This is a genomic window from Bifidobacterium catulorum, from assembly GCF_003129925.1.
GTDB classification, from domain to species: Bacteria; Actinomycetota; Actinomycetes; order Actinomycetales; family Bifidobacteriaceae; genus Galliscardovia; species Galliscardovia catulorum.
Map to the genome: position 1 here is coordinate 48,790 of NZ_QFFN01000009.1, position 19,608 is coordinate 68,397.

The 19,608-nt window shown below is 64.4% G+C and carries 17 protein-coding genes; 5 read left to right on the top strand and 12 right to left on the bottom strand.

Features of this window, described 5'->3' with window-relative positions:
* Positions 1 to 835 precede the first annotated feature (835 nt).
* The gene (gene cysS / locus DF200_RS04890; RefSeq protein ID WP_109137159.1) at positions 836 to 2,437 is read right to left on the bottom strand and encodes a cysteine--tRNA ligase; all 1,602 of its coding nucleotides are present in this window, start codon (positions 2,435 to 2,437) and stop codon (positions 836 to 838) included.
* Between the two features lie 181 nt (positions 2,438 to 2,618).
* Between cysS and DF200_RS04895 the strand changes: the two genes are divergently transcribed.
* The 5 genes from DF200_RS04895 (at position 2,619) to DF200_RS04915 (ending at position 7,853) form a co-directional block, all read left to right on the top strand.
* Positions 2,619 to 3,341 carry a type 1 glutamine amidotransferase gene (locus DF200_RS04895; RefSeq protein ID WP_109137160.1) on the top strand — a complete coding sequence of 241 codons (723 nt, stop codon included), beginning with the start codon at positions 2,619 to 2,621 and terminating at the stop codon, positions 3,339 to 3,341.
* 326 nt (positions 3,342 to 3,667) lie between these two features.
* Positions 3,668 to 4,513, top strand: a complete 846-nt coding sequence (locus tag DF200_RS04900; protein ID WP_109137161.1) for a hypothetical protein — start codon at positions 3,668 to 3,670, stop codon at positions 4,511 to 4,513.
* Between the two features lie 102 nt (positions 4,514 to 4,615).
* The gene (locus DF200_RS04905) at positions 4,616 to 5,230 is read left to right on the top strand and encodes an arsenate reductase/protein-tyrosine-phosphatase family protein (protein ID WP_109137162.1); all 615 of its coding nucleotides are present in this window, start codon (positions 4,616 to 4,618) and stop codon (positions 5,228 to 5,230) included.
* Between the two features lie 179 nt (positions 5,231 to 5,409).
* Positions 5,410 to 6,909 carry a flippase gene (locus tag DF200_RS04910; protein WP_158275779.1) on the top strand — a complete coding sequence of 500 codons (1,500 nt, stop codon included), beginning with the start codon at positions 5,410 to 5,412 and terminating at the stop codon, positions 6,907 to 6,909.
* A gap of 74 nt (positions 6,910 to 6,983) precedes the next feature.
* Positions 6,984 to 7,853, top strand: coding sequence for a glycosyltransferase (locus tag DF200_RS04915; RefSeq protein WP_109137164.1), 870 nt, complete (start codon positions 6,984 to 6,986; stop codon positions 7,851 to 7,853).
* A 58-nt stretch (positions 7,854 to 7,911) separates the two neighbouring features.
* Here the strand turns inward: DF200_RS04915 and DF200_RS04920 are convergent, their stop codons facing one another.
* Genes DF200_RS04920 through DF200_RS04970 form a run of 11 tightly spaced genes read right to left on the bottom strand, consistent with a single transcriptional unit; the run spans position 7,912 to position 19,421 of the window.
* Entirely contained in the window at positions 7,912 to 9,096 is a 1,185-nt protein-coding gene (locus DF200_RS04920) for an acyltransferase family protein (protein WP_109137165.1), read from the bottom strand.
* Complete coding sequence (locus tag DF200_RS04925) at positions 9,093 to 10,028, bottom strand: WlaTC/HtrL family glycosyltransferase (protein ID WP_109137166.1); 936 nt, start codon at positions 10,026 to 10,028, stop codon at positions 9,093 to 9,095. The genes DF200_RS04920 and DF200_RS04925 overlap by 4 nt, the downstream gene beginning before the upstream one ends.
* On the bottom strand, positions 10,025 to 11,017 hold the full coding sequence (locus DF200_RS04930) for a DUF6625 family protein (RefSeq protein WP_109137167.1): 993 nt from the start codon (positions 11,015 to 11,017) through the stop codon (positions 10,025 to 10,027). Before DF200_RS04930 ends, DF200_RS04925 begins: the two co-directional genes overlap by 4 nt.
* Positions 11,014 to 12,219 (bottom strand): glycosyltransferase, encoded by a 1,206-nt coding sequence (locus tag DF200_RS04935; protein WP_109137168.1) that lies wholly within the window; start codon positions 12,217 to 12,219, stop codon positions 11,014 to 11,016. The genes DF200_RS04930 and DF200_RS04935 overlap by 4 nt, the downstream gene beginning before the upstream one ends.
* On the bottom strand, positions 12,216 to 13,220 hold the full coding sequence (locus DF200_RS04940; RefSeq protein WP_109137169.1) for a glycosyltransferase family 2 protein: 1,005 nt from the start codon (positions 13,218 to 13,220) through the stop codon (positions 12,216 to 12,218). Before DF200_RS04940 ends, DF200_RS04935 begins: the two co-directional genes overlap by 4 nt.
* A 26-nt stretch (positions 13,221 to 13,246) precedes the next feature.
* Positions 13,247 to 14,260 (bottom strand): nitroreductase family protein, encoded by a 1,014-nt coding sequence (locus DF200_RS04945; RefSeq protein ID WP_109137170.1) that lies wholly within the window; start codon positions 14,258 to 14,260, stop codon positions 13,247 to 13,249.
* On the bottom strand, positions 14,257 to 15,411 hold the full coding sequence (locus DF200_RS04950) for a polysaccharide pyruvyl transferase family protein (RefSeq protein ID WP_109137171.1): 1,155 nt from the start codon (positions 15,409 to 15,411) through the stop codon (positions 14,257 to 14,259). Before DF200_RS04950 ends, DF200_RS04945 begins: the two co-directional genes overlap by 4 nt.
* Positions 15,408 to 16,550: a glycosyltransferase family 4 protein gene (locus DF200_RS04955; RefSeq protein ID WP_109137172.1), complete on the bottom strand. Its 1,143-nt coding sequence runs from the start codon at positions 16,548 to 16,550 to the stop codon at positions 15,408 to 15,410. Before DF200_RS04955 ends, DF200_RS04950 begins: the two co-directional genes overlap by 4 nt.
* The gene (locus DF200_RS04960; RefSeq protein ID WP_109137173.1) at positions 16,547 to 17,134 is read right to left on the bottom strand and encodes a serine O-acetyltransferase; all 588 of its coding nucleotides are present in this window, start codon (positions 17,132 to 17,134) and stop codon (positions 16,547 to 16,549) included. The genes DF200_RS04955 and DF200_RS04960 overlap by 4 nt, the downstream gene beginning before the upstream one ends.
* The gene (locus DF200_RS04965) at positions 17,131 to 18,309 is read right to left on the bottom strand and encodes a hypothetical protein (protein ID WP_109137174.1); all 1,179 of its coding nucleotides are present in this window, start codon (positions 18,307 to 18,309) and stop codon (positions 17,131 to 17,133) included. The genes DF200_RS04960 and DF200_RS04965 overlap by 4 nt, the downstream gene beginning before the upstream one ends.
* Complete coding sequence (locus DF200_RS04970; RefSeq protein WP_109137181.1) at positions 18,306 to 19,421, bottom strand: glycosyltransferase family 1 protein; 1,116 nt, start codon at positions 19,419 to 19,421, stop codon at positions 18,306 to 18,308. Before DF200_RS04970 ends, DF200_RS04965 begins: the two co-directional genes overlap by 4 nt.
* Positions 19,422 to 19,608 lie beyond the last annotated feature (187 nt).

Here is a 19,608-nt window from a genome sequence, read left to right on the forward strand (position 1 = left end):
AGGGGAGTTGGCCCGGTGCGATTATGCGGCGGGGTCCCGGTCCTGTTGCCGATGGGCCAGCCGAGGGCCGGTCATTCTATCGGCAAGGTTCCGATAGGATGGTGTGCTAACCCATGAGGGGGCTTGTTGCGGCGGATTCCGGACATGGAACGGAATCCGCCACAGCAAGCCCCCCTTTTTCGTATGCCGCCGCCATGAGGCGTCCCCCAGGCCCGCGGCCCGTCCCTGTGGACCCGCGACCGGTCCCCGCGATCCCGCGACCTCCCCACGGCCGCGTGCCGGACTCCCCACTACGTGCCGGACTCCCCATTACGTGCCGGACTCCCCATTACGTGCTGGACTTCCCATTACGTGACGGGAACAAGAACGTCGCAATTCCGCCAATCGCGTCTCCGACGTCCCAACACGCAACGCAAAGTCCAACACGCACGGCGAAGTCCAACACGTACAGCAAAGTCCAACACGCCGCACGCCCCGTGTCGCGCGCTACGTCCCATGTAACACGCGATACGGGGCACATGGCGCCGGACGACACGAGGCACTTGGCGTAGGCACCGCCACGCTGCGCCGACCGGGAAGGCCCGAGACGACCACCGAGCTTCCACGGGCACCGGCTTGTTATTCCCGACCACCGACTATTCCCTACCGGCCACCCCGGCTGCGTCATCCCCGGCAGGCGGCTATCAGAACCGGGCATCCCGGTAAGGACACCGCCCGGTCCTGCTACCGAATGCCGACTACAGGCCATTCACGGCAGCCGAGCACCGGCCGCTTCCCAAGTTACCGGAGGTCCGGCCATTCCCGACCGCCGTTCTTCCCCGGCAACCCGCCCCGGCTATTTCAGGGACCAGGTGGAGCCGGACGCGGTGTCCTCGATCGCCACGCCGGCCTCGGCGAGCGCATCGCGAATGGCGTCGGCGCGGGCGTAGTCCTTGTTGGCGCGGGCTTCGGCGCGTGCGGCGAGCTGCCCGGCGATCAGCGCGTCGAGCGCTTCATGCTCCTTGCCGCCTTCGCCGCCGCCTGCGAGCCCGGTGGCCCATTCCTCGGCGAGCGGGTCCAGCCCCAGGGTGTCGAGCATGGCGCGCACGGCGACGAGCCGGCCGCGGATGTCGGCGCGGGCGGCGTCGGTGTCGGCCGCGTCCTCAAGCTTGGAGAGGAGCGTGTTGCCGGCGCGGATGGCGCTGAAGATGGCGGCCACGGCCCCGGCGACGTTGATGTCGTCGTTCATGGCGTTGACGAAGTCGTCGGGCAGTTCACCGGCCCCGACCGACATGATCTCGTCGCGGGTGGGCTGTTCTCCGATGACGCCGGCGGCGCGTTCGATGAAGTTGGCCACACGGTCATAGGCGGCCTGCGCCTCGTTGAGCGTCTGGTCGCCCCATTCGAGCATGGAGCGGTACTGCACGGAGGCGAGCGCGTATCGTACGACCCAGGCGCTGTGTTCGGCGAGCACGGTGGGCACGGAAAGCCCGTTGCCGAGGGATTTGCTCATTTTCTCGCCTTTTTGGGTGACCCATGCGGAATGCATCCAGTGGTGGGCGAATCCCCAGCCGGCGGCGCGGGACTGCGCGGTCTCGTTTTCGTGGTGCGGGAACCGCAGATCGAGCCCGCCGCCGTGGATGTCGAAGTCGTCGCCGAGGTAGCGGTGGCTCATGGCGGAGCATTCGAGGTGCCAGCCGGGGCGTCCCACACCGAACGGCGTCGCCCAGCGTGCGTCGAGCGGATCGGTGTCCTTGGGCGCCTTCCAGAGGGCGAAGTCGCGGGGGTCGTGCTTGTCGGGCGAGGCGTCGGCCGCGTCGACGGGGTTGTATTTGTCGGGTCCGGTCTCGTCGACGCTGGGGCCCATGCGGTCGGCGATGGCGGCGGCTTCGTCGGCGGCGGGCTTGGTGCCGGTCTGCTGGTGGGTGAGTTCGCCGTAGCGGGGCCAGCTCGCCACGTCGAAGTACACGTTTCCGGTGGGTTTGCCGTCGGCGTCGAGCACCATGTAGCCGTGGCCGTTGTCGAGGATGCGTTGGATGAGGTCGATCATGTCGAGCATGTGGCCGGTGGCGCGCGGCTCATAGGTGGGCGGCAGCACGCCGAGGGTTTCGTATGCGGCGCTGAATTCACGCTCGTAGATGTAGGCGCGTTCCCACCAGCGTTGGCCGGCGGCTCGGGCCTTGTCGAGGATCTTGTCGTCGATGTCGGTCACGTTGCGCACGAACGTGACCTTGTATCCCAGTCGCAGCAGCCAGCGGCGGACGACGTCGAACGCCACGGCGGCGCGGATGTGGCCGACGTGCGGCGAGCTTTGCACGGTGGCACCGCACACGTAGATGCCGACTTCGCCGGGACGGATCGATGTGAACGGGGCGATGCTGTGCGTCGCGGTGTCGTACAGACGCAGTTGGCTTGCCACGGAATCGTTGAAATCAAGCGGTTTTGGGGTACTAGTCATAGTTCGAGAATATTCGTGATGTCCGACATCGGCAAGCGTCGCCGCAGGGTGTTGCGCCATGTGGCCATAACTGTTTTCCGGAGCCGGTCATAACCCTTTTCCATGCCGTGTTTACCAAGCTGTTACGTAGAAAATCGGCACGTTGGGGACTCGCCCGGTGTCGGGGTGCCACAATAGAGGTATGGCGAAGGCACAGGTTTTGATTTTTCAGCATGTCGATTGGGAGAAGCCCGGTCGTATCCTCGATAATCTCGATGAGATGGATATGCCGTCCCAGGTCCTCAACATCGCGAGGAAGAAGAAGCCGGATCTGCCTGATTTCAACGAGGTGGCCGGCGTGGTCATCATGGGCGGTCCGATGGGCGCCATGGATTACGACAGGTTTCCCGGCCTGAAGGCCGAGGGCAAGATCGCGAAGGCGGCGATCGCGGTGGGCAAGCCGGTGCTGGGCGTGTGCCTGGGGCATCAGATCATCGCGACGGCGTTGGGGGCGAAGCTGAAGCCGGGCAAGGGGCCGGAGATCGGTTTTTCGCCGATTCACCGTGTGGATCGTCATGATTATTTTTCGATGTGGTCGAAGGAGCTGACGGTGCTGCACTGGCATAACGACGTGGTGTCGTTGCCGCAGGGCGGCCAGTTGCTGGCGAAGTCGGCGCTGACGAAGAACCAGGCGTTCCGTGTGGGATCGGCGTTGGGTCTGCAGTTCCATCTTGAGGTGTCCGCGCCGTTGTTCGAGGAGTGGCTGGCGACGCCCGAAATGATCGAGGGGATGAAGAAGGCGGATTTGTCCAGACTTCGAGATGATTTCGCGGAATTCAATCCGCGTCTGCAGCCGTTGGCGGAGTCGGTGTTCTCGGGGTTCGCGGCGCGTTGCGCGTCGTATGCGAAATCGATTTCCGCATAGGCGCCGCCCATCACCCAGTCATCGCATCGCATATCACCCCCTTGAAAAGGGCGGTTTGTCATCGTTGTTAGCGCTGAAACTCGTATTCGCATACATGATGCGCCGCAATGCGCGCAATGATTGACATAACAATATTCGATGGCCTTTTCGCACCGTCGGCTTCGGTCGGCCCCCGTGGCTCCCGACATCGTTCGCCCATGTTTCCATACACCCGTAAATCGTTTGTATTATAAGGGGGTGTACAATGGTTATTTGGTTGCATACGTATAGAACACCATCGGCGATGAGAGACAACGCCGCAGACATAGATTGACGAAGGGACCCCCATGACCTGCTTTACCCCTAAACGCCTTACCGCACCATTCTCGCTCATCGCGGCGATCGCCGTCCTGATCGGATGCGCGGCGGCCACACCCATCGCGTCCGCCGCCGGATACGGTGCCGACATCGTCGTCAACGGCAACACCGCCACGGGCACGGCGACGTTCAGCGTCAACGACATCGAACGGTATGCCAACAAGGACGGCGTGGCCTACGTCTATGTACGCGTGGACGGCACGCTGGTCTCCGCCACGACGCCGCAGGGCTCAACCCGCGCGGCGGCCGCAGCCGAATCCGATACGGCCACGTTCTCGGACGGCGTGTATTACGCTGACGGCACCGACAACGACGACAACGCCACGCGCGACGCCTCAGCCGTCTCCCCTGCCGCCGTGCGCACCGTGTCTGTGCACACCGTGTCTGTACACACCGTGGCCGACGTCAACGCCGCCGCGTACTTCTACGCCGGCCAGGTCACCAAGGAGTCCAATTCCGTCACGTTCGTCTTCAATCTCACACAGAAGGCCATCACCCAGGGCGGCGAGCTCAAGTACGACGCGTTCCTCAGCCCCGTCAGAATCGACAACGGGGGCAGGGCGCTGACCGCCTCCCAGCTTGCCACGCTACGCGCGTCCGGCATGTCCGGCGTGCTGTACTCCGCTTCGGCCGACCTGCCGGCGACCGGCGAAGGCGGTGCCGAAGACGCGAGCGCCACAGGCACGAACGGCGCTTCCGGCCGGTCCACGCTGAGCAGGACCGGCACCGTCATGCTGCCGTATTGCATCGCACTCGCCGTGATCGCCCTCGCCGCCGGAGCCGTATTCGCGGTGCGTCGCCGCGTCAGGCGCTGACCGACGTGCCATAGGTCATACGGCTTGTCCACACGGAGGTGGGAGTGATACACTCTCACCTCCGTTTTGTTTGGCCCCCGACCTCCCGTAGAGAGGATTTCCATGCATATTCTGATGGTCTGTTCCGGCAACGTCTGCCGCTCCCCCATGGCGGAGTACATGCTGCGCGACGCATTGCTCCGGCATGGCGTAAGCGACATCGACGGCGACGGCATTGCCGTCTCCAGCGCCGGCCTGCTGCGGCTCGATCCGCGGCCGATGGACGACGTCTGCCTGCGGATGCTGGCCGACGAGTCCCGCATCGATGGCGTGGGCGGCGTCGATCCCGCCATGCACAGGTCCACGCCGATCTACGACACCCCGTATATGCGTTCCACCGGCACGAACATCCTCGTCCTGTGCTTCGAACGCGACCATATCGACGAGATCCTGTTGGCGAATCCGGCATTGGTGCGTTCCACGTTCCTGATGACCGAGTTCGCCGAGCTGTGCACTGCGGCCAGGCGACGCGGCGACTTCGATTCGGGCGACGTGAGCGGTCCCGACGACGCGGCGTCGCGGCTGCTCACGGTGATGCGCAACGCACCGTTCCTGCGCCCGGGCCTGCCGCCCGCGGCGGACATCCCCGATCCGTTCCATCGCTCGCTGAACGACTACCGCAACGCCTACGACGCCATCCGTGATTGCGTCGACGACATCGTCGGCGTGCTCCCGTAACCGATATGGTGCGGACATCCGGACCGCGGCCCGCACCATTCCGTGCCCCCGGGTCCAGGACCGCCGGTTATCCCATACCCCCGTATACAATGAACGTTGCCGAAGAGCCCCCGTACTGGACTCCGTCACGCAAGACCGAACGCATACGACCCAACCGAAGGACAGCACGTAGGACCGCCATGCCCGATACCAGCCAGCCGGCAGGCCACAAGCCGGAATCAGGAAAGCCGAAGATCAGGTCGGTGAAGTTCAACGTGCTGATGAACATGATCCTCACCTCGTCGGCGTTCATCTTCCCCCTGATCACCGTGCCCTACGTGTCACGCGTGCTGTCGCCCACCGGCACCGGCGCCGTGGCGTTCGCCCAGAGCATCGGCGGATACTTCGCCACGATCGCCCTGCTCGGCATACCCCAGTATGGCATCCGCGAATGCGCGAAGGTGCGTGACGACGCACGGCGGCTCGGCACGCTGGTCAGGGAGCTGCTGTGCATTCTGGCGGTCTCGTCCACGACAATGTACGCCGTGTTCCTGATCTGCCTGTTCACGGTGCCGCGCCTCGCCCAGGACAAGCCGCTCATGCTGATCTGCAGCGCCATGATCGTGCTGTCGTCGTTCGGCGTGGAATGGTTCTATCAGGCGATCGAACAGTACGGCTACATCACCGTGCGGAACATCGCGTTCAAGATCACGGGGCTGGTGCTCATGCTCGCGTTCGTGCACGGCACCGGCGACTATCGCGTATACGCGCTCATCACCGTCATCGCCAGCTATGGGTCGAACGTGCTGAACATGCTTCGCCTCCATCGGTTCGTCTCGCTGAGGACCGGGGAAAGGATGAACATCCGCCGTCATTTCAGGCCGATGCTGTCGTTCATCGTCATCAGCATCTCGTCCGGCGTGTATCTGCAGATCGACATGCTGATCCTGGGTCTGATGAGCAGCAACACGGTGGTGGGCATCTATCAGCTAGCCGTGAAGATCAAGACGCTGCTGCTCACCTGCATCAATTCGCTCGGCGGCGTGCTGCTGCCCCGCCTGTCGTACTACTACGCGAACGGGAGGGAGAAGAATGCGGACGACCTGTTCGGCCGGTTCCTCCACTTCTCGCTGATCGTCAGCGTGGCCGCCGCCCTGCTCGGCGTCATCTGCGCCCCGCAGCTGGTCGTCATCATCGGCGGCGCCCGGTTCGCGGCATCGGCGATCCCTTTGGCCATCGCGGTCACGGCGCTGCCGTTCGCCGCCGTCAACGCCATCCTGCAGCAGACGCTGCTGGCCGACGGCCATGAGCGGCAGGCGTCGGCGGCCACGTTCATCGGCCTGTTCATCGCCTTGGGCGTCAATCTGGCGCTGATCCCGCCGCTCGGCGCCAACGGCGCGGCCCTGGGCAACATCTGCGCCGAGATCGGCACGTTCATCGTGCGCGCATGGCTGCTGCGCGCGCGTATGCGCAGCATCGTCAGGCTGCTGGATCTGCCGCGGATCGTGCTGGCCGCCGTGGCGGGTTCGCTCGCCGCGGGTCTCATATGGATGTTCGCGGTCCCGCACATGACGGCGTTCCCCCAGCTCGTCTTCCTCGGGCTTGGCTTCTCCGTCGTCTACGGCGGGACGCTGCTCATCGTCCGCGACCAGCTGGCCATGGAGGTCTGCGGCAGGTTCCTTCCACGTCGTAAACGCTGACGCAGCCGCATGAATCCACACGAAACGACATACGACATACCGCATAATCCAAGAAACCCGGCAAGGAGAGGCATATGGCATTAGGCGTGGTAATACTCAACTACCTGAATTATTCATGCACCATCGAATGCGTGGAATCGGTGCTGCGCCAGCACGACGTGGAGACGCGGATCGCGGTGGTGGACAACGGCTCGCCCAACGACTCGGCCGACCGGCTCGCCGCGTTCTGCGCCGGCGTCCCCAACGCCGAGTTCATCGCCAACGCGGAGAACCTCGGCTTCGCCAAGGGCAACAACGTGGGCATCGCGGTGCTGCGCCGCCAGGGCATCGACCGCATCCTGGTGCTCAACAGCGACATCGTGCTCACCGACGACACCCTGGCGGGTACGCTCTCCCGCATGGACGTGCCCGACAACGTGGGCGTCGTCGGGTTCCGCACCGAAAACGCGGAGGGGCGCAATTCCACGCCGCGCAACGTGACCGTGCGGTCGGGCGTCACCATATTCCGCGACATCTACACCACGTTGGGCGGCTTCAAGAACAAATACATCACCAGCAGGCCGATCGTCAGCACGGTGAGGAAGGCGGTGGCGCAGCACGACGATTCGCCGCGCATCCTCAACCCGAACAGCGAGACGCTGCATGGCGCCGCCCTGCTGTTCACCGAGAACTTCTTCCGCGACTACGACGGCTTCTATCCGGGAACGTTCCTGTATTACGAGGAGGACTGCCTGTCCATCCTCTGCCAGAAGACCGGGTTGCGCGAGATGTACTGCCCCGCATACCGTGTTCTGCACAAAGAGCGCGGCAGCGCCAAGATGGCGTGGAGCAAGGACGCCGAGGAGATCCAGCGGCAACGGCAGATCGAAAGCCGTGCCGTCGCGCAGCGGCTGGCGAAGATGTCGGCCACGCAGGTCCGCGAGGCCTTCCGCTTCGACCGATGATTCCCGCCCGGTTGGGTGACGATTCCGCACGCCATCCAACCACGTCGACGGTCGTCGATCAGCGGTGCGGCCGCAGCAGCCGTACGGCGAGCCGCTGCACCGGTCTGACCACCACCGCGTCGTAGACGACCGCGCAGGCGGCGCAGACGACGAATATGCCGGCCGTCACCACCGCGCCCATCGCCAGCCCCGCGGCGAACGATCCGGGCGCGGGCAGCACCGCGGTGACCGCCGCCCACAGGTTCGGCCGCACATACGGGTTGTTGTGGATCAGATACACGCCGAAGACGGTGGCGCTGAGCGTCTTGCCCGAGGCGAGGATTCCGAAGCGCCCGCCACGGCCACCACGCCAGCCACTGCCACCAAGGAGGCCCGACTCCCGCCGGCCCGACTCCCGCACCACACGCGGCGCGTTTGTGGCCATCATCGCGAATATCATGGCCGCCACACCGATCGACAATGCCGGTATCATGCCGGTCACATACCGGGCGTCCGACTTCAGCCAGTCCATGAACCCGAGCGCCACCGCCGTGTAGTCGAACGCCATCAGCACACCGTACGCGACCGGAGCGGCCACGCCGACATGCCACCATCGCAGCTTCCGGCAGACCCGGGAATCCTTGCCATACAGACGAATCCATCCGCCCGCGAGATACCCGGTGATCGCATAGCACCAGTTGTTCCAGAACGGCTGCGTCATCGACAGCAGCGCCATCAGGCTTACGCCAAGCAGCAGTCCGACCAACACAAGAGACCGGCGCCGCGACGCCGCCAGCACCATGTTCAGATACGGAGAGACCGCCAGCATCAGCACATACGCGGTGATGAACCAGTAGGCGCCGTTGAACACCGGCAGCAGGGTGCCGTACAGCGTCGCCGACAGACGGTCGGCGGCGAACATGGCCTCGATTCCGGGCGTGGGATGCACGGCCAGCAGCATCGCCTGCAACAGCAGGAACAGTGTGGAATACAGGAACGTCTGCAGGACCGTGTCGACGATGCGGCGCATCCGGAACGGCCTGTTCACCAGGAAATACCCGGTGATGAGGAAGAACAGGCTGGATCCGACCTGGCCGAGCAGCTGGTCGGCGGCCATGGCCGGCGTCCCCAGCAGCGGCGCGTCGGGCGATTCCAGACGCCAGCCGATGTTGGAGACGAAATGGCAGGCGATGATCATCAGCATGGCCGCGACCCGCAGCGCATCGAACCGCATGTCGCGGTCATTCGTCGTTTCGTGGATCATAGCGGATACCGTTTCGCCTGGTACCTGAATTCACGCCACAGCGTCTTCAGGCATCGTTTCGCCCATGCAAGACGCAGCACAACGCCGACCTTGAGGAATTCCGGTTCGAGGCGCGGACTCCGCTTCGGCTCCCGCCCGGTGCAGTAGTCGTCCATGTTGGAGAACCATGAGCTGGGCAGGCTGTGGTAGACGTCCGGCCGTTCACGCACGCATATGATGGGCGGCGTCTGGTCGTCGTCGATGAGCCCGCATCGCAGCATGCTGACGTAGCAGGAGCGGATGTCCCGGTAAAAACGTTCGGCGAAATCCGTGTCGCAGACGAATTTCCCCTGGAAATACGTATCGGTGCGTCGGATGATCTCGAACAGCGGGTCGTCACCGAGCTCGTGGATCTGGAAGAACGTGACCGGCCCCTCGAACGGGTAGTCCCATAGGAAGTCATAGTCCTCGGGACTGTGCGAGCTGCCCCCGTGGTCGAATCCGAAGTCGATCCAGGCGAGCTTGTCCGTCTTCGCGAGGGCGGCCGCCTCCTTCATGCACCAGTATTTCAGCGAGGTCACGTAGTTGTAGAGCGGCCGGGAGGGTTCCGGCTTGTCGGGGAACATGCTGAACGGGCGATATGCCTTGCAGACGCGTTCCATCATCGTCAGCAGCGGGCGGTCGATCGCCGTGTAGTCCTCGACTGGCACGACGACGGTGTTCTCCCGGCCGAATCGTCGTCTGATCGCATACACCCTGTCGACGTACTCGGGGATCGTGAAGACGACGAGGTCGTTGCGGATGCGCGCCCATACCTCGAAATAGTCGAAGTATTTGTCGTCCGATCTGGTGAAGTCGTTCCATCCGTCCCGTCCGATGGGGAAGAACTCCGTCACCAGCGTGATGCCGTCTTTCGATGCGTCGTCGTCTCTCGATGCGTTGCCGTCGTTCATGCCTTGCCCTTTCGTGTGATGATGCCGTGGATCCGCTTCAGCCGGAATGCGATGTCGCCTCGTATCAGGCTGCGTCGGTGGCGACGCAGGTCACGGTCGTGCTTCCAGACGATGTCGTCGAAATTCCCGTCGGTCACGTCGTCCGTTTCGAGCGGCTCGAACGATCCGGGCAGGATCTTGAATCTCGGGGCGTCGAGTACGCCGTCCTCCAATCGCATGGTCCGGCGTTGGAAATGCATGTACATGAGTTCGTCGTCCTCCAGCCGCCTGAATCGGCGCCGGTACCGCAGCAGTCGTCCGTCATTCCACACGTATACGGCGTGCACGGGCTTCTCGCTGAGGTACGTTCCCAGGCCATCGTCGTATCGGGTGATCGCGAAGGCCAAGCTACGCACGTTCGTATTGCCCGAAAGGTCGGTCATGTATATCGGGAACCCGTTCTCCTGATAGATGCGGTTGACGTTGGTCGGCAGATAGCTTTCGTCGAACGTGTAGATGGTCTCCGACTCCAGCACCCGGCGATACAACGGCTCCCCGTCGAGCGGCAGCATGAACCGCCGGTTGTTCTCCCCGGTGTTGCGATACAGCGCCAGATGCCCCAATGGGAACAGCTTGTCGTAGCGTTCCAGCAGGTCGTCGGTGATGAATGCCGACAGCCGTCCGAACACCACGTCGCAGTCGCAGTGCCCCCAGAACCGGTAGCCGTCCAGATGGTCCTCGAACAGGTACCCGTACATGGGTTTGAGGTCGCAGAGCTTGTACGGCGTGCGAAGGTCCGGATGGAAGTCGAACGACGACCGTACGCGTTGCCGCATGTCGGCGAACGTCTCGTAATGGACGTGGACGTTGGGCGGATAATCGTAGTCCGTGTGGTCGTCGGTGAAGATCAGCCAGTCGAAGTCCGGATTGGCGGCGCATGACTTCAGGAACACCGGGAAGTATTCCGGGAACCTGCCGTAATACGGCAGGATGAACGCGCATGTTCTCATATTTGCCTCCCTGCGTGGGCGATGTAGAATCGTTGCAATTCCGCGGCCACGTCGTTCATGTCGAATCCAGTCGCACGGATCAGCCCCGCGTACCGGCGGCGGTCCCGTCCGGCGTCCACGAGGTCATGAAGCGTTCCGGCCCAAATCTCCGGATCGTCGTCGAGGGACCGGTAGGCCATCAGATCGGTGAGACGCGCCTGTTCCGTCACCGCCTCGCGTGACGTCAGGCACGGCAGCCCGGCGCATTGCGCCTCGATGCACACGATCGGCAGGCCCTCGTACAGCGACGGCAGCACGAAGGCGTCCATCGCCTGATACAGGTCCTGGACGTCGGCACGCTCCCCGAGGAAACGGACGTGGCCGCCGATGCCGAGGTCGGCGGCGTCCCGTTCCATACGGGACCGGAGCTCGCCGTCGCCGACGAGCAGCAGCAGGCTGTCCGGCCGAAGCCGCATGTACCGTGCGAATATCCGCAGCAGGAACAGCGGGTTCTTCTGCGGACGGAATCGTCCGCAGAATCCGATCACCGTGGTGTCGTTCCCGATGCGCAAGGCGGATCGGACCGCGGCACGCGTCGGCCCGTCGAACGCGAACCGCCGTGTGTCGATGCCGTTTTTCACCCAACGGAACGGTTTGCCGGGAAACATGTATTCCGCCGCGATGTCGGAACAGGCGAAATAGTGTGTGGGCGTCTGGTCGATCTGCCGGTTCACCACGGCGGACCGCAGGAACCGCTCCAGACGTTTCGGGGCCTCGGCCTGGACGTGGCCGTCTGCGGCGCCGGAGTTGTGGGAATGCAGTACGCGCAGCGCGATGCCGCTCCGTTTCGCCATCAGCAACGGCAGGGCGTACGGGAAGTTCGCGTGGACATGGACCCCGGCTATCTCCGGATGAGCGCGGTAGAACCGCAGCAGTTCGGTCCGCGACCTGCGGAAGGATTCGCGTTCCGAATACATGACGCGGAATACGCGGCCGCCGAGTTCCCGGATCTCATCCTCGTAAGGCAACGGGCCTTCGGCGTGTGATTCCAGGAAGTCGAACTGCACCCGGGACCTGTCGATATGGCGATAGCAGTCCATGATGAACGACTCGATGCCGCCACGGCCGCCGAACAGTCCCCATTGGGCGATGCGGAGGGGAGGATCGTATCCGTCTGGAGCTGCGGGATTCGCACGATTCACGCGATTCGCGGGATTAGTCATAGGGGCCTCCTCCACCGTGTCGGCCGACTGGATATGCGGTGGTACGTTCGCGGCGCGGCGGTCATGGCCACGATCCGCGCCTTACGGCCGACGGACAGCGAACGGTCGGCCATCACCGGGGGCAGGGTCCTCGCCAACGCCCTGCGGCATCGTCGGATGGTCGCCGCGTCGGCGTGCTTGCCGAGCAGGTCGTAGAGCACGTCGTACCAGCCCTGCATTCGGCAGTATGCGAGCGCCGCCGCATCGGCGTATCCGCGCGATTCCAGATATGCGCAGCACAGGTCGGCGATGCGCGCCTTGTCGAGGCTGTGGCTGTTCACCGCGGCCGTGGTGATGGAGTTCCCGCGGATGCGGTAGCGGTACAGCGGCGTGGGGTCGAAGTACAGTCCGCGCATGGTGTCGTAGACGCGGCTGAGCACGAAATAGTCCTCGCTGTTGAGCCCTTCGGGGAAGCGTATGGCGTCGGGCCCGCGGAAGAACCCGGCGTCGAACAGTTTGTTCCATACGGCGCTGGCCATGCGTGCGCGATGGTAGAGGAACGAGCGCAGGGCTTCGGCGCGGGTGAAGGTCCTGGCCGGCAGGTGGCCGTCGATGTGCCGTTCGCGGCCGTCGTCGAATACCTTGACGGTGCCGCACATGGCCACGTCGACGCCGTCGTGGCCGTCGATCCAGCCGTGCATGGTCTCGATCATGCCGGGGTCGATGCGGTCGTCGCTGTCGACGAAGGCGATGTAGGCGCCGGCGGCTATGTCGAGGCCGGCGTTGCGGGCGGACGACAGGCCTCCGTTGGGTTTGTGGACCACGCGGATGCGCGCGTCGTCGTCGGCCCATCGTTCGCACAGTTCCGGGCATCCGTCCGGCGATCCGTCGTCGACGAGGATGATCTCCAGATTGCGGTACGTCTGGGCCACGATGCTGCCGACGCATTCGTCGAGATAGTCCTCGACCCGGTACACCGGCACGATCACGCTGATGAGCGGCCGCTCCTTGGTATCCTTCATGGTCTCCTTTCGGGCTTGCGGTCCGTTCATGCATGCACCGTCACGATGTCGTCGGCGGCGAAGCGTTGCGACTTGCAGGTGCGCACCTCGTCGCGGAAACGCCCGACTGCGATGTACATGACGAGGAATTCGCCGTCGGGGATGCCGAGCAGCCGGCGGGTGGCCTCGTCTCGGCGCATGGGCAGCATGGTGTTGAGCGGGCAGGCGGCGAGCCCCCGCTCTTCGAGGGCGAGCAGCAGCGACATGCCGAACAGGCCGCCGTCGGTGTAGCCTTCGTTGCGCTCGTCCTGGTTCATGAACGCCTGGTTGTCGGCGGTGATGAGCACCAGTGCGGGCGGCGTCGGATAGCCGCGGAAGCCGCCCTGCAATGTCAGGGCCCGTTCGATGAGCCGCGGATCGGTGACGATGTGCACGCGCGTGGGCTGCCGGTTGCATACCGACGGCGTGCGCATGGCCGTCTCCACGGCGGGGAGGATGTCGGCGGCGGCGATCGGCAGGTCGGCGAATTCGCGTACGGAGTGGCGCGATTCCATCAGCTGCGCGAACGTGAGCGAGGCGTTCCCCCGCTTGTCGGCGGCCCTGACGGCCAGCACTCCCCCGGTTCGGTCGTCCGTTTCCGTGAGGTCGTCCCACACGCGGTCGTCGAACAGCCGCCGCATGTATGCAAGGTCGACGCCGGCCGCCTCATGGCGCTCGCGGTACTCGTGCAGCGCCGAGACGGCGGTCCGGTAGACGCCGTTGCGGGCTGCGTCGGGGTCGGTCCGGCGCAGGGCCTCCATGAGCGGCGCCATCTGTCCGAGCACGCCTTTGCCGAACCCGTATCGGAGGTCCGTGTGGCTCAGGCCTTTTTCGATCTGGTGGGTGAAGAACATGATGCGGGTTTCGAGATGCTCGCGGCGCATGGAGCCGCGTCGGGCGTAGTGGCGCCGGAACCGCCGCATCTGGTGGAGGGTCTCCCTGCGGAGCTTCATGTCGGATTCCCGTCCGCGCAGCCATGCGATAGCCCGTTCGGGAACCAGTCGTTTGAGCATGGCCTTCATCGTGCGCTCCTCCCTTCGGTCATTCCCAACGCCTCCGCCAGGAACGTGGCGCAGCGTTCCTTTTCGGCGGCGAGCCGGGGCCGTACGGTGCCGAAGTCGATGGCGTCGTCGTCCCATTGCACGCCTTCGATGAGCTGTCGGCGTTCCAGCCCGCAGGTGGCGAGCAGGGAGCTCATGCGGTCGTCCATGTTCACCTTGCCGTTGCGGATGCCGCGCACCACGTGGAACTGCTTTTCGAACAGGATGGAGAACGCGGTGCCGTGGAACGAGGCGGTGAGCACGTGGTCGGCGTTGCGGATGAGGCTGAGGTAGTGGTTGGGCGCGGCCACGTCGAGCAGGTGGAATCCGTATTTCCTCAGGCCGTACGACTTGTTGCCGGTGAACATCGCGTATACGGGCAGGCCCGTCTCGTCGGCGTACTGCCGTACCGCCCTTGCTGCGCTGTCGTTGAGTTCGATGGAGTCGATGGCGTAGTAGAAGGTGTATGGCCCGTCGACCAGCCTGGGGGCGGTGATCTCCTCGTAGTCCCCGGCATCGAGCAGCAACGTCGGGTCGATGACCTGCGTCACCGCCCTTCCGATGACCGGCTGCAGGTATTCCCGCGCCGTCTTCTCGCGTACGGAGATGGCACGGTAGTCGGCGAGCAGCCGCCGGTATCGTTCGGCGAGCGCCGTGTCGCCGCGTTTGTCGAGGATGTGGCCGCCCATACTGGAGGCGTAGGAGATCTTGGGCTTCCCATGGACGAAGTTCAGAAGGTAGGCGTCGCTGTAGTCCCAGGCGTCGGTGTTCCAGATCTGGTCGCTGCCGGAGACGAACACGTCGTATCGGTCTTCGAGTCCGCCCATCTGGGATGGGTCCTCGTAGCGTTCCGGCGTGAGCGCCAACGCCGAGTCGATGAGCGCCGTGAAATCGTCGTGCCGGCGTTGGATCACCTTGTGGTGGAGCAGCGCGTACAGGTTCTTGACGACGTCCTTCGGTCCGTGGATCTTCTTGTAGACATCGTAGAGGTATTGCTGGCGTGGCGTGGAGAAGTCGATGATGTCGCATTCGCAGCCGAGTTGCCGGATCTTGCGTTGCGTGGCGTACGCCTGTAGGAACGATCCGTTGTTGTGCGCGGCATGATAGGTGATCAACGCTGCTTTCCTGGTCATGATTGGTCCTTGTGTTCGGTTGGCGGTCGTGTGTCGGTGCCGTTATCGGCGACGTCGTCGAACAGGCGGCGCCATTGTTCGACGATGGCGGACTTGTCGAATCGGTCGACGTCGTCGAGGGCGTGTGCGGCGTAGCGTCGTCGTCGTGCGGGGTCGTCGATGAGCCGGTTGATGGCGGCGGCCGTGGCGTCGATGTCGCCGACGGCGGTCAGGTCGCCGTTGACGCCGTCGGTCACGATTTCGGCGGGGCCGGTCTCGCAGTCGAAGCTCACGATGGGCAGTCGGTGGGCCTTGGCTTCGAGCAGCACCATGGGCAGTCCCTCGAATCGGGAGGTCATGACGAACATGGCGGCCTTGCGGTAGTAATCCCCCATGTTGTCCACACGACCGGGGAAAACCAGCCGGTCGGCGAGTCCGGCTTCGGCGGTTTTGCCTTCGAGCGTCGCGCGGTCCTCGCCCTCGCCGAGCACGAGCCAGCGCCAGCCGGGATGCCCTGGCAGCACCCTGGCCGCCACGTCCACCAGCATGTCGAAGCCCTTCTGCCGGGTCAATCGTCCGGAACTGACGATCAGATGGGAATCGGCGTCGTATCGCGCTGCGTCGTCGTCCGATACCGGCCGCATCGGATTCGCAATGGCGACGACCGGGCATCTCGGCCTGAGATTGGCCTCGTAGAGCCGTTTGTCGGCCTCCGTCAACGTGACGATGGCGGACGCCCTGCTGGCTGCCCAACGGCGGGTGATCCGTCGGTACGGCACGCCCGGATTCTGCCGGAAGTTGAAATGCTCCCATGAGATCACCTTCACGCCGGTACGACGTCGCAGCGGCAGGGAGTACATGTCGAGGATGCCGTCGATGTCGACGATCACGTCGACGGCATGGCGTTCGACGATTCCGCGCAGACGACGGACCGTGTCGGCATAATGCCGGATGCCGTGCGTGACGGCCGGATAGACGGTATGCCGCGCGATGCGTCCGTCGATGGCGAAGAACGGTTCGTCGTGCTCCTCGAACAGGCTGATGAAGGAGATGCGGTCCGACGACGCCCGCATCAGGGCGTTGGCGATCATGATGGAGACGTTCTCGGTGCCTCCGGAGCGGGTGACGTCGCCGGAGAAGAACGCGATATGGCGGCTCATCGGTCGGCTCCTTCCTGCCGGGAACACTCCCCGACGAGATTGTGGCAGTAGCCTGCGGTGGCGTCGTCACGATGGATGATCCGGGCGGGGTTGCCGATGACGATGCTGTGGTCGGGCACGTCGAAGTTCACATAGGCGTTCGGCGCGACGAGCACGTCGTCGCCGATGCGGACGTTGCCGACGATCACCGCGTTGGCGCCGACCCATACGCGGCTGCCGATCGTCGGCACGCCGACGCGGCCGCCGCGGTTCTCCTGGCCGATCACCACGCCGGGGCTCAGATTCACGTTGCTGCCGAGCGCGGCCCGTCCGTTGACGATGACCGTGCCGCGATGGCCGATGAACAGGCCGGCGCCAACGTTCGCGCCGTATCCGATCTGGAAGCCGGTTTTCCGGGACAGTCGCAGCAGCCGCCAACGGTACCAGTAGTACGGCAGGCCGCGACGATGCGCCTGCGCCCTGCGCAGCACGGTGGTGTATCGGAACCCCTGCTGGACGAACCGCAGTCTCATACGTGCGAGGAATCCCGAACGCACGCCGTATCGGCGGGCGTCGGCGTCGATCAATCGTTTGGAATCCGTCATGATATGCCTCCCCTCAATTCGTCGTCCTTCGGCGCGAAGAACGGCAGACGCTGGTTGCCGCTCAACACCAGCAGATGCAATACGGGGAACGTGGCGGACTCATGACGCACCCACGATCCGAAATCCGGCTCGAAGATGAACGACGCCAACGCATACCCGATGAAGATGCACACCGCCAGGAACTGCGACTTGTCATGTACCTTGTTGATGCGGCGCAGCAGACGGACCATATAGAACGTGATGAGCATCTGGAAGCAGAAGAACGGCAGATAGTACAGCCCCCTGAGCACCAGTTCGACCGGCAGCATCATGCGCACGGCGTTGATGAGATAGTTCGCCATGAAGATCGGCAGTCCGCTGCCGGGAATCCAGTTCCTGATCAGCGTCTGCGAGTCGGCGCTGCCGTCGAATGCCGTGACGTAGCCGGCGCGCAGGTCGATCATCTGCCGGTATTCGGCCGGCATGGCCCGTTGCGCCACCAGCATCATCGCATAGATGCCGAGGAAGCAGATCACGCAGATCGCCACGACGGTCGGCGCGTTGAAGTCGCCGCGGCCGAGACGGAACGCCGACAGCAGCACGAACACGAACAGCACCAACGCCGCTATGAGCACGTAATACTCGCGGAAGAACGTGCTTTCGTAATACAGCACCGCGCAGCTCAACGCGATCTTCAATATCGAACTATCGATCGGCAGGATGAGGATGATGTAGACGACGAAGAAGAACGCGAACTGGATGATGTCCTTGCCGATGTTGAACACGTAGATGTTCAGCAGACCCGTGGCCGCGAGAATGAACACCGACTGGAGGAAGTCGGGGCTGTCCACGCGGATGACCATGAGGAACACGAGGATGGAGAAGACGACGCCGAGCGTGAACGACCAGTCGAGCATGGTCCGGAAGCCGAACACGTTCAGGCGTGCGAACAGGTCGGCGGCGACGCGGTACGTGCCCTCCCACTCGTCCACGGTGGCGGAGCCGATGGACATGCCCAGGATGCGGTTGTTGTCGTAGAAATACTTGTCGGGCAGCACGAAGGCGACCATGATCTTCGCCACGATGGCGACGACGGGCACCAACGCGAGCACGACGTTCTTGTCGCGGGCGGCGCGATGGCGCAGGGCGAGCTGGGTGGCCCTGCGCGTCCGGGGATGGATGCGGGACCGGCTCATACGCGGCTCCCGTCCGCCTTCGCCAGCGCTTCCAGATAGAACCCCTGCAACCATTGCGCGTTGGCCACGATGTCGAAGCCGGCCTTCGTCACCAGTTCTGCGCCCCGCGTGCGGTCGGACGCGTCCGCGGCGTCGGCCTGGGCGAGGATGCGGCGGGCCCATTCGGCCGGGGCGGCGTCCAGCGATACGACCTGCACGCCGCCGGTCACATCGCATTGGACGGGCACCCGGTCCGAGATCGTGCACGGCAGCCCGGCGGCCTGCGCCTCGATCATCGTGACGGGCAACCCCTCGAACAGGCTCGGCAGCACGAACGCGTCCATGCCCTGCATCAGGCGGTTCACGTCCTCGCGCACGCCGAGGAAGCGCACCGCGTCATGCAGGCCGAGGCCATCGACCTTGGCGCGGATGCGGTTCTTCAGCTCGTCGTCGAGTTCGCCGCCGCCGACCAGCCACAGTTCGCTATCCGGACGGAGCCGATGCACCTCGGCGAAGATGTCGATGAGGAACTCATGGTTCTTCTGCGGGAAGAACCGGCCCACATGGCCGAGCACGAACGTGCCGTCGGCCACGCCAAGCCCGTTGCGCACCTCGGCGGCGACGGCCGGGTCGAATCGGTATTGCGCGGTGTCGATGGCGTTGCGCTGCTGGATCACACGGGCACGGTTGCGCTCGCCGAACAGCCAGTCGCCGGCCTCCTCGCCGCAGGCGAACATGTGCGTCACGTATTTCGGCAGGCGAAGACGGAAGTATTCGCGGAAAACGGATTTGACGTCGAATCCGACGGGCCGGTTGTGCGCGTGCGCGATGCGCACGGGCACGCCGAGCCCGGCCGCCTCGCGCAGGCCGAAATAGCTGCGTTCCTCAAGATTGGAGTGGATGATGCGGTATTCGCGGTGTTCGCGCAGGAACGCGCGGATCTGCCGCTTGTATCTGCCGAAATACTGCGGATACATGGGACACATGCGATAGATATGCCCGCCCATGGCCTCGATCTCGTCCTCGTAGGCGGCACGGTAGTCGCGGTTGACGAGGAAGTCGTAGGTGACCTTGCTGCGGTCCATATGACGCATGTAGTTCATCATCATGGTCTCGGCGCCGCCGCGGTCCATGACGGTGTCGAGCACGAGCACGCGGACGGGCCCCTCCGCAACGCGACCGCCCTCACCAACCGGCTCCCCCCGGAACCCGGCAAGCACAGCCCGACCACCCTCACCAACCGGCTCCCCCTGAAGCCCGTCAAGCACAGCCTGACCGCTCTCACCAACCGGCTCCCCCTGACCGGGGGAGCCGGTTGGT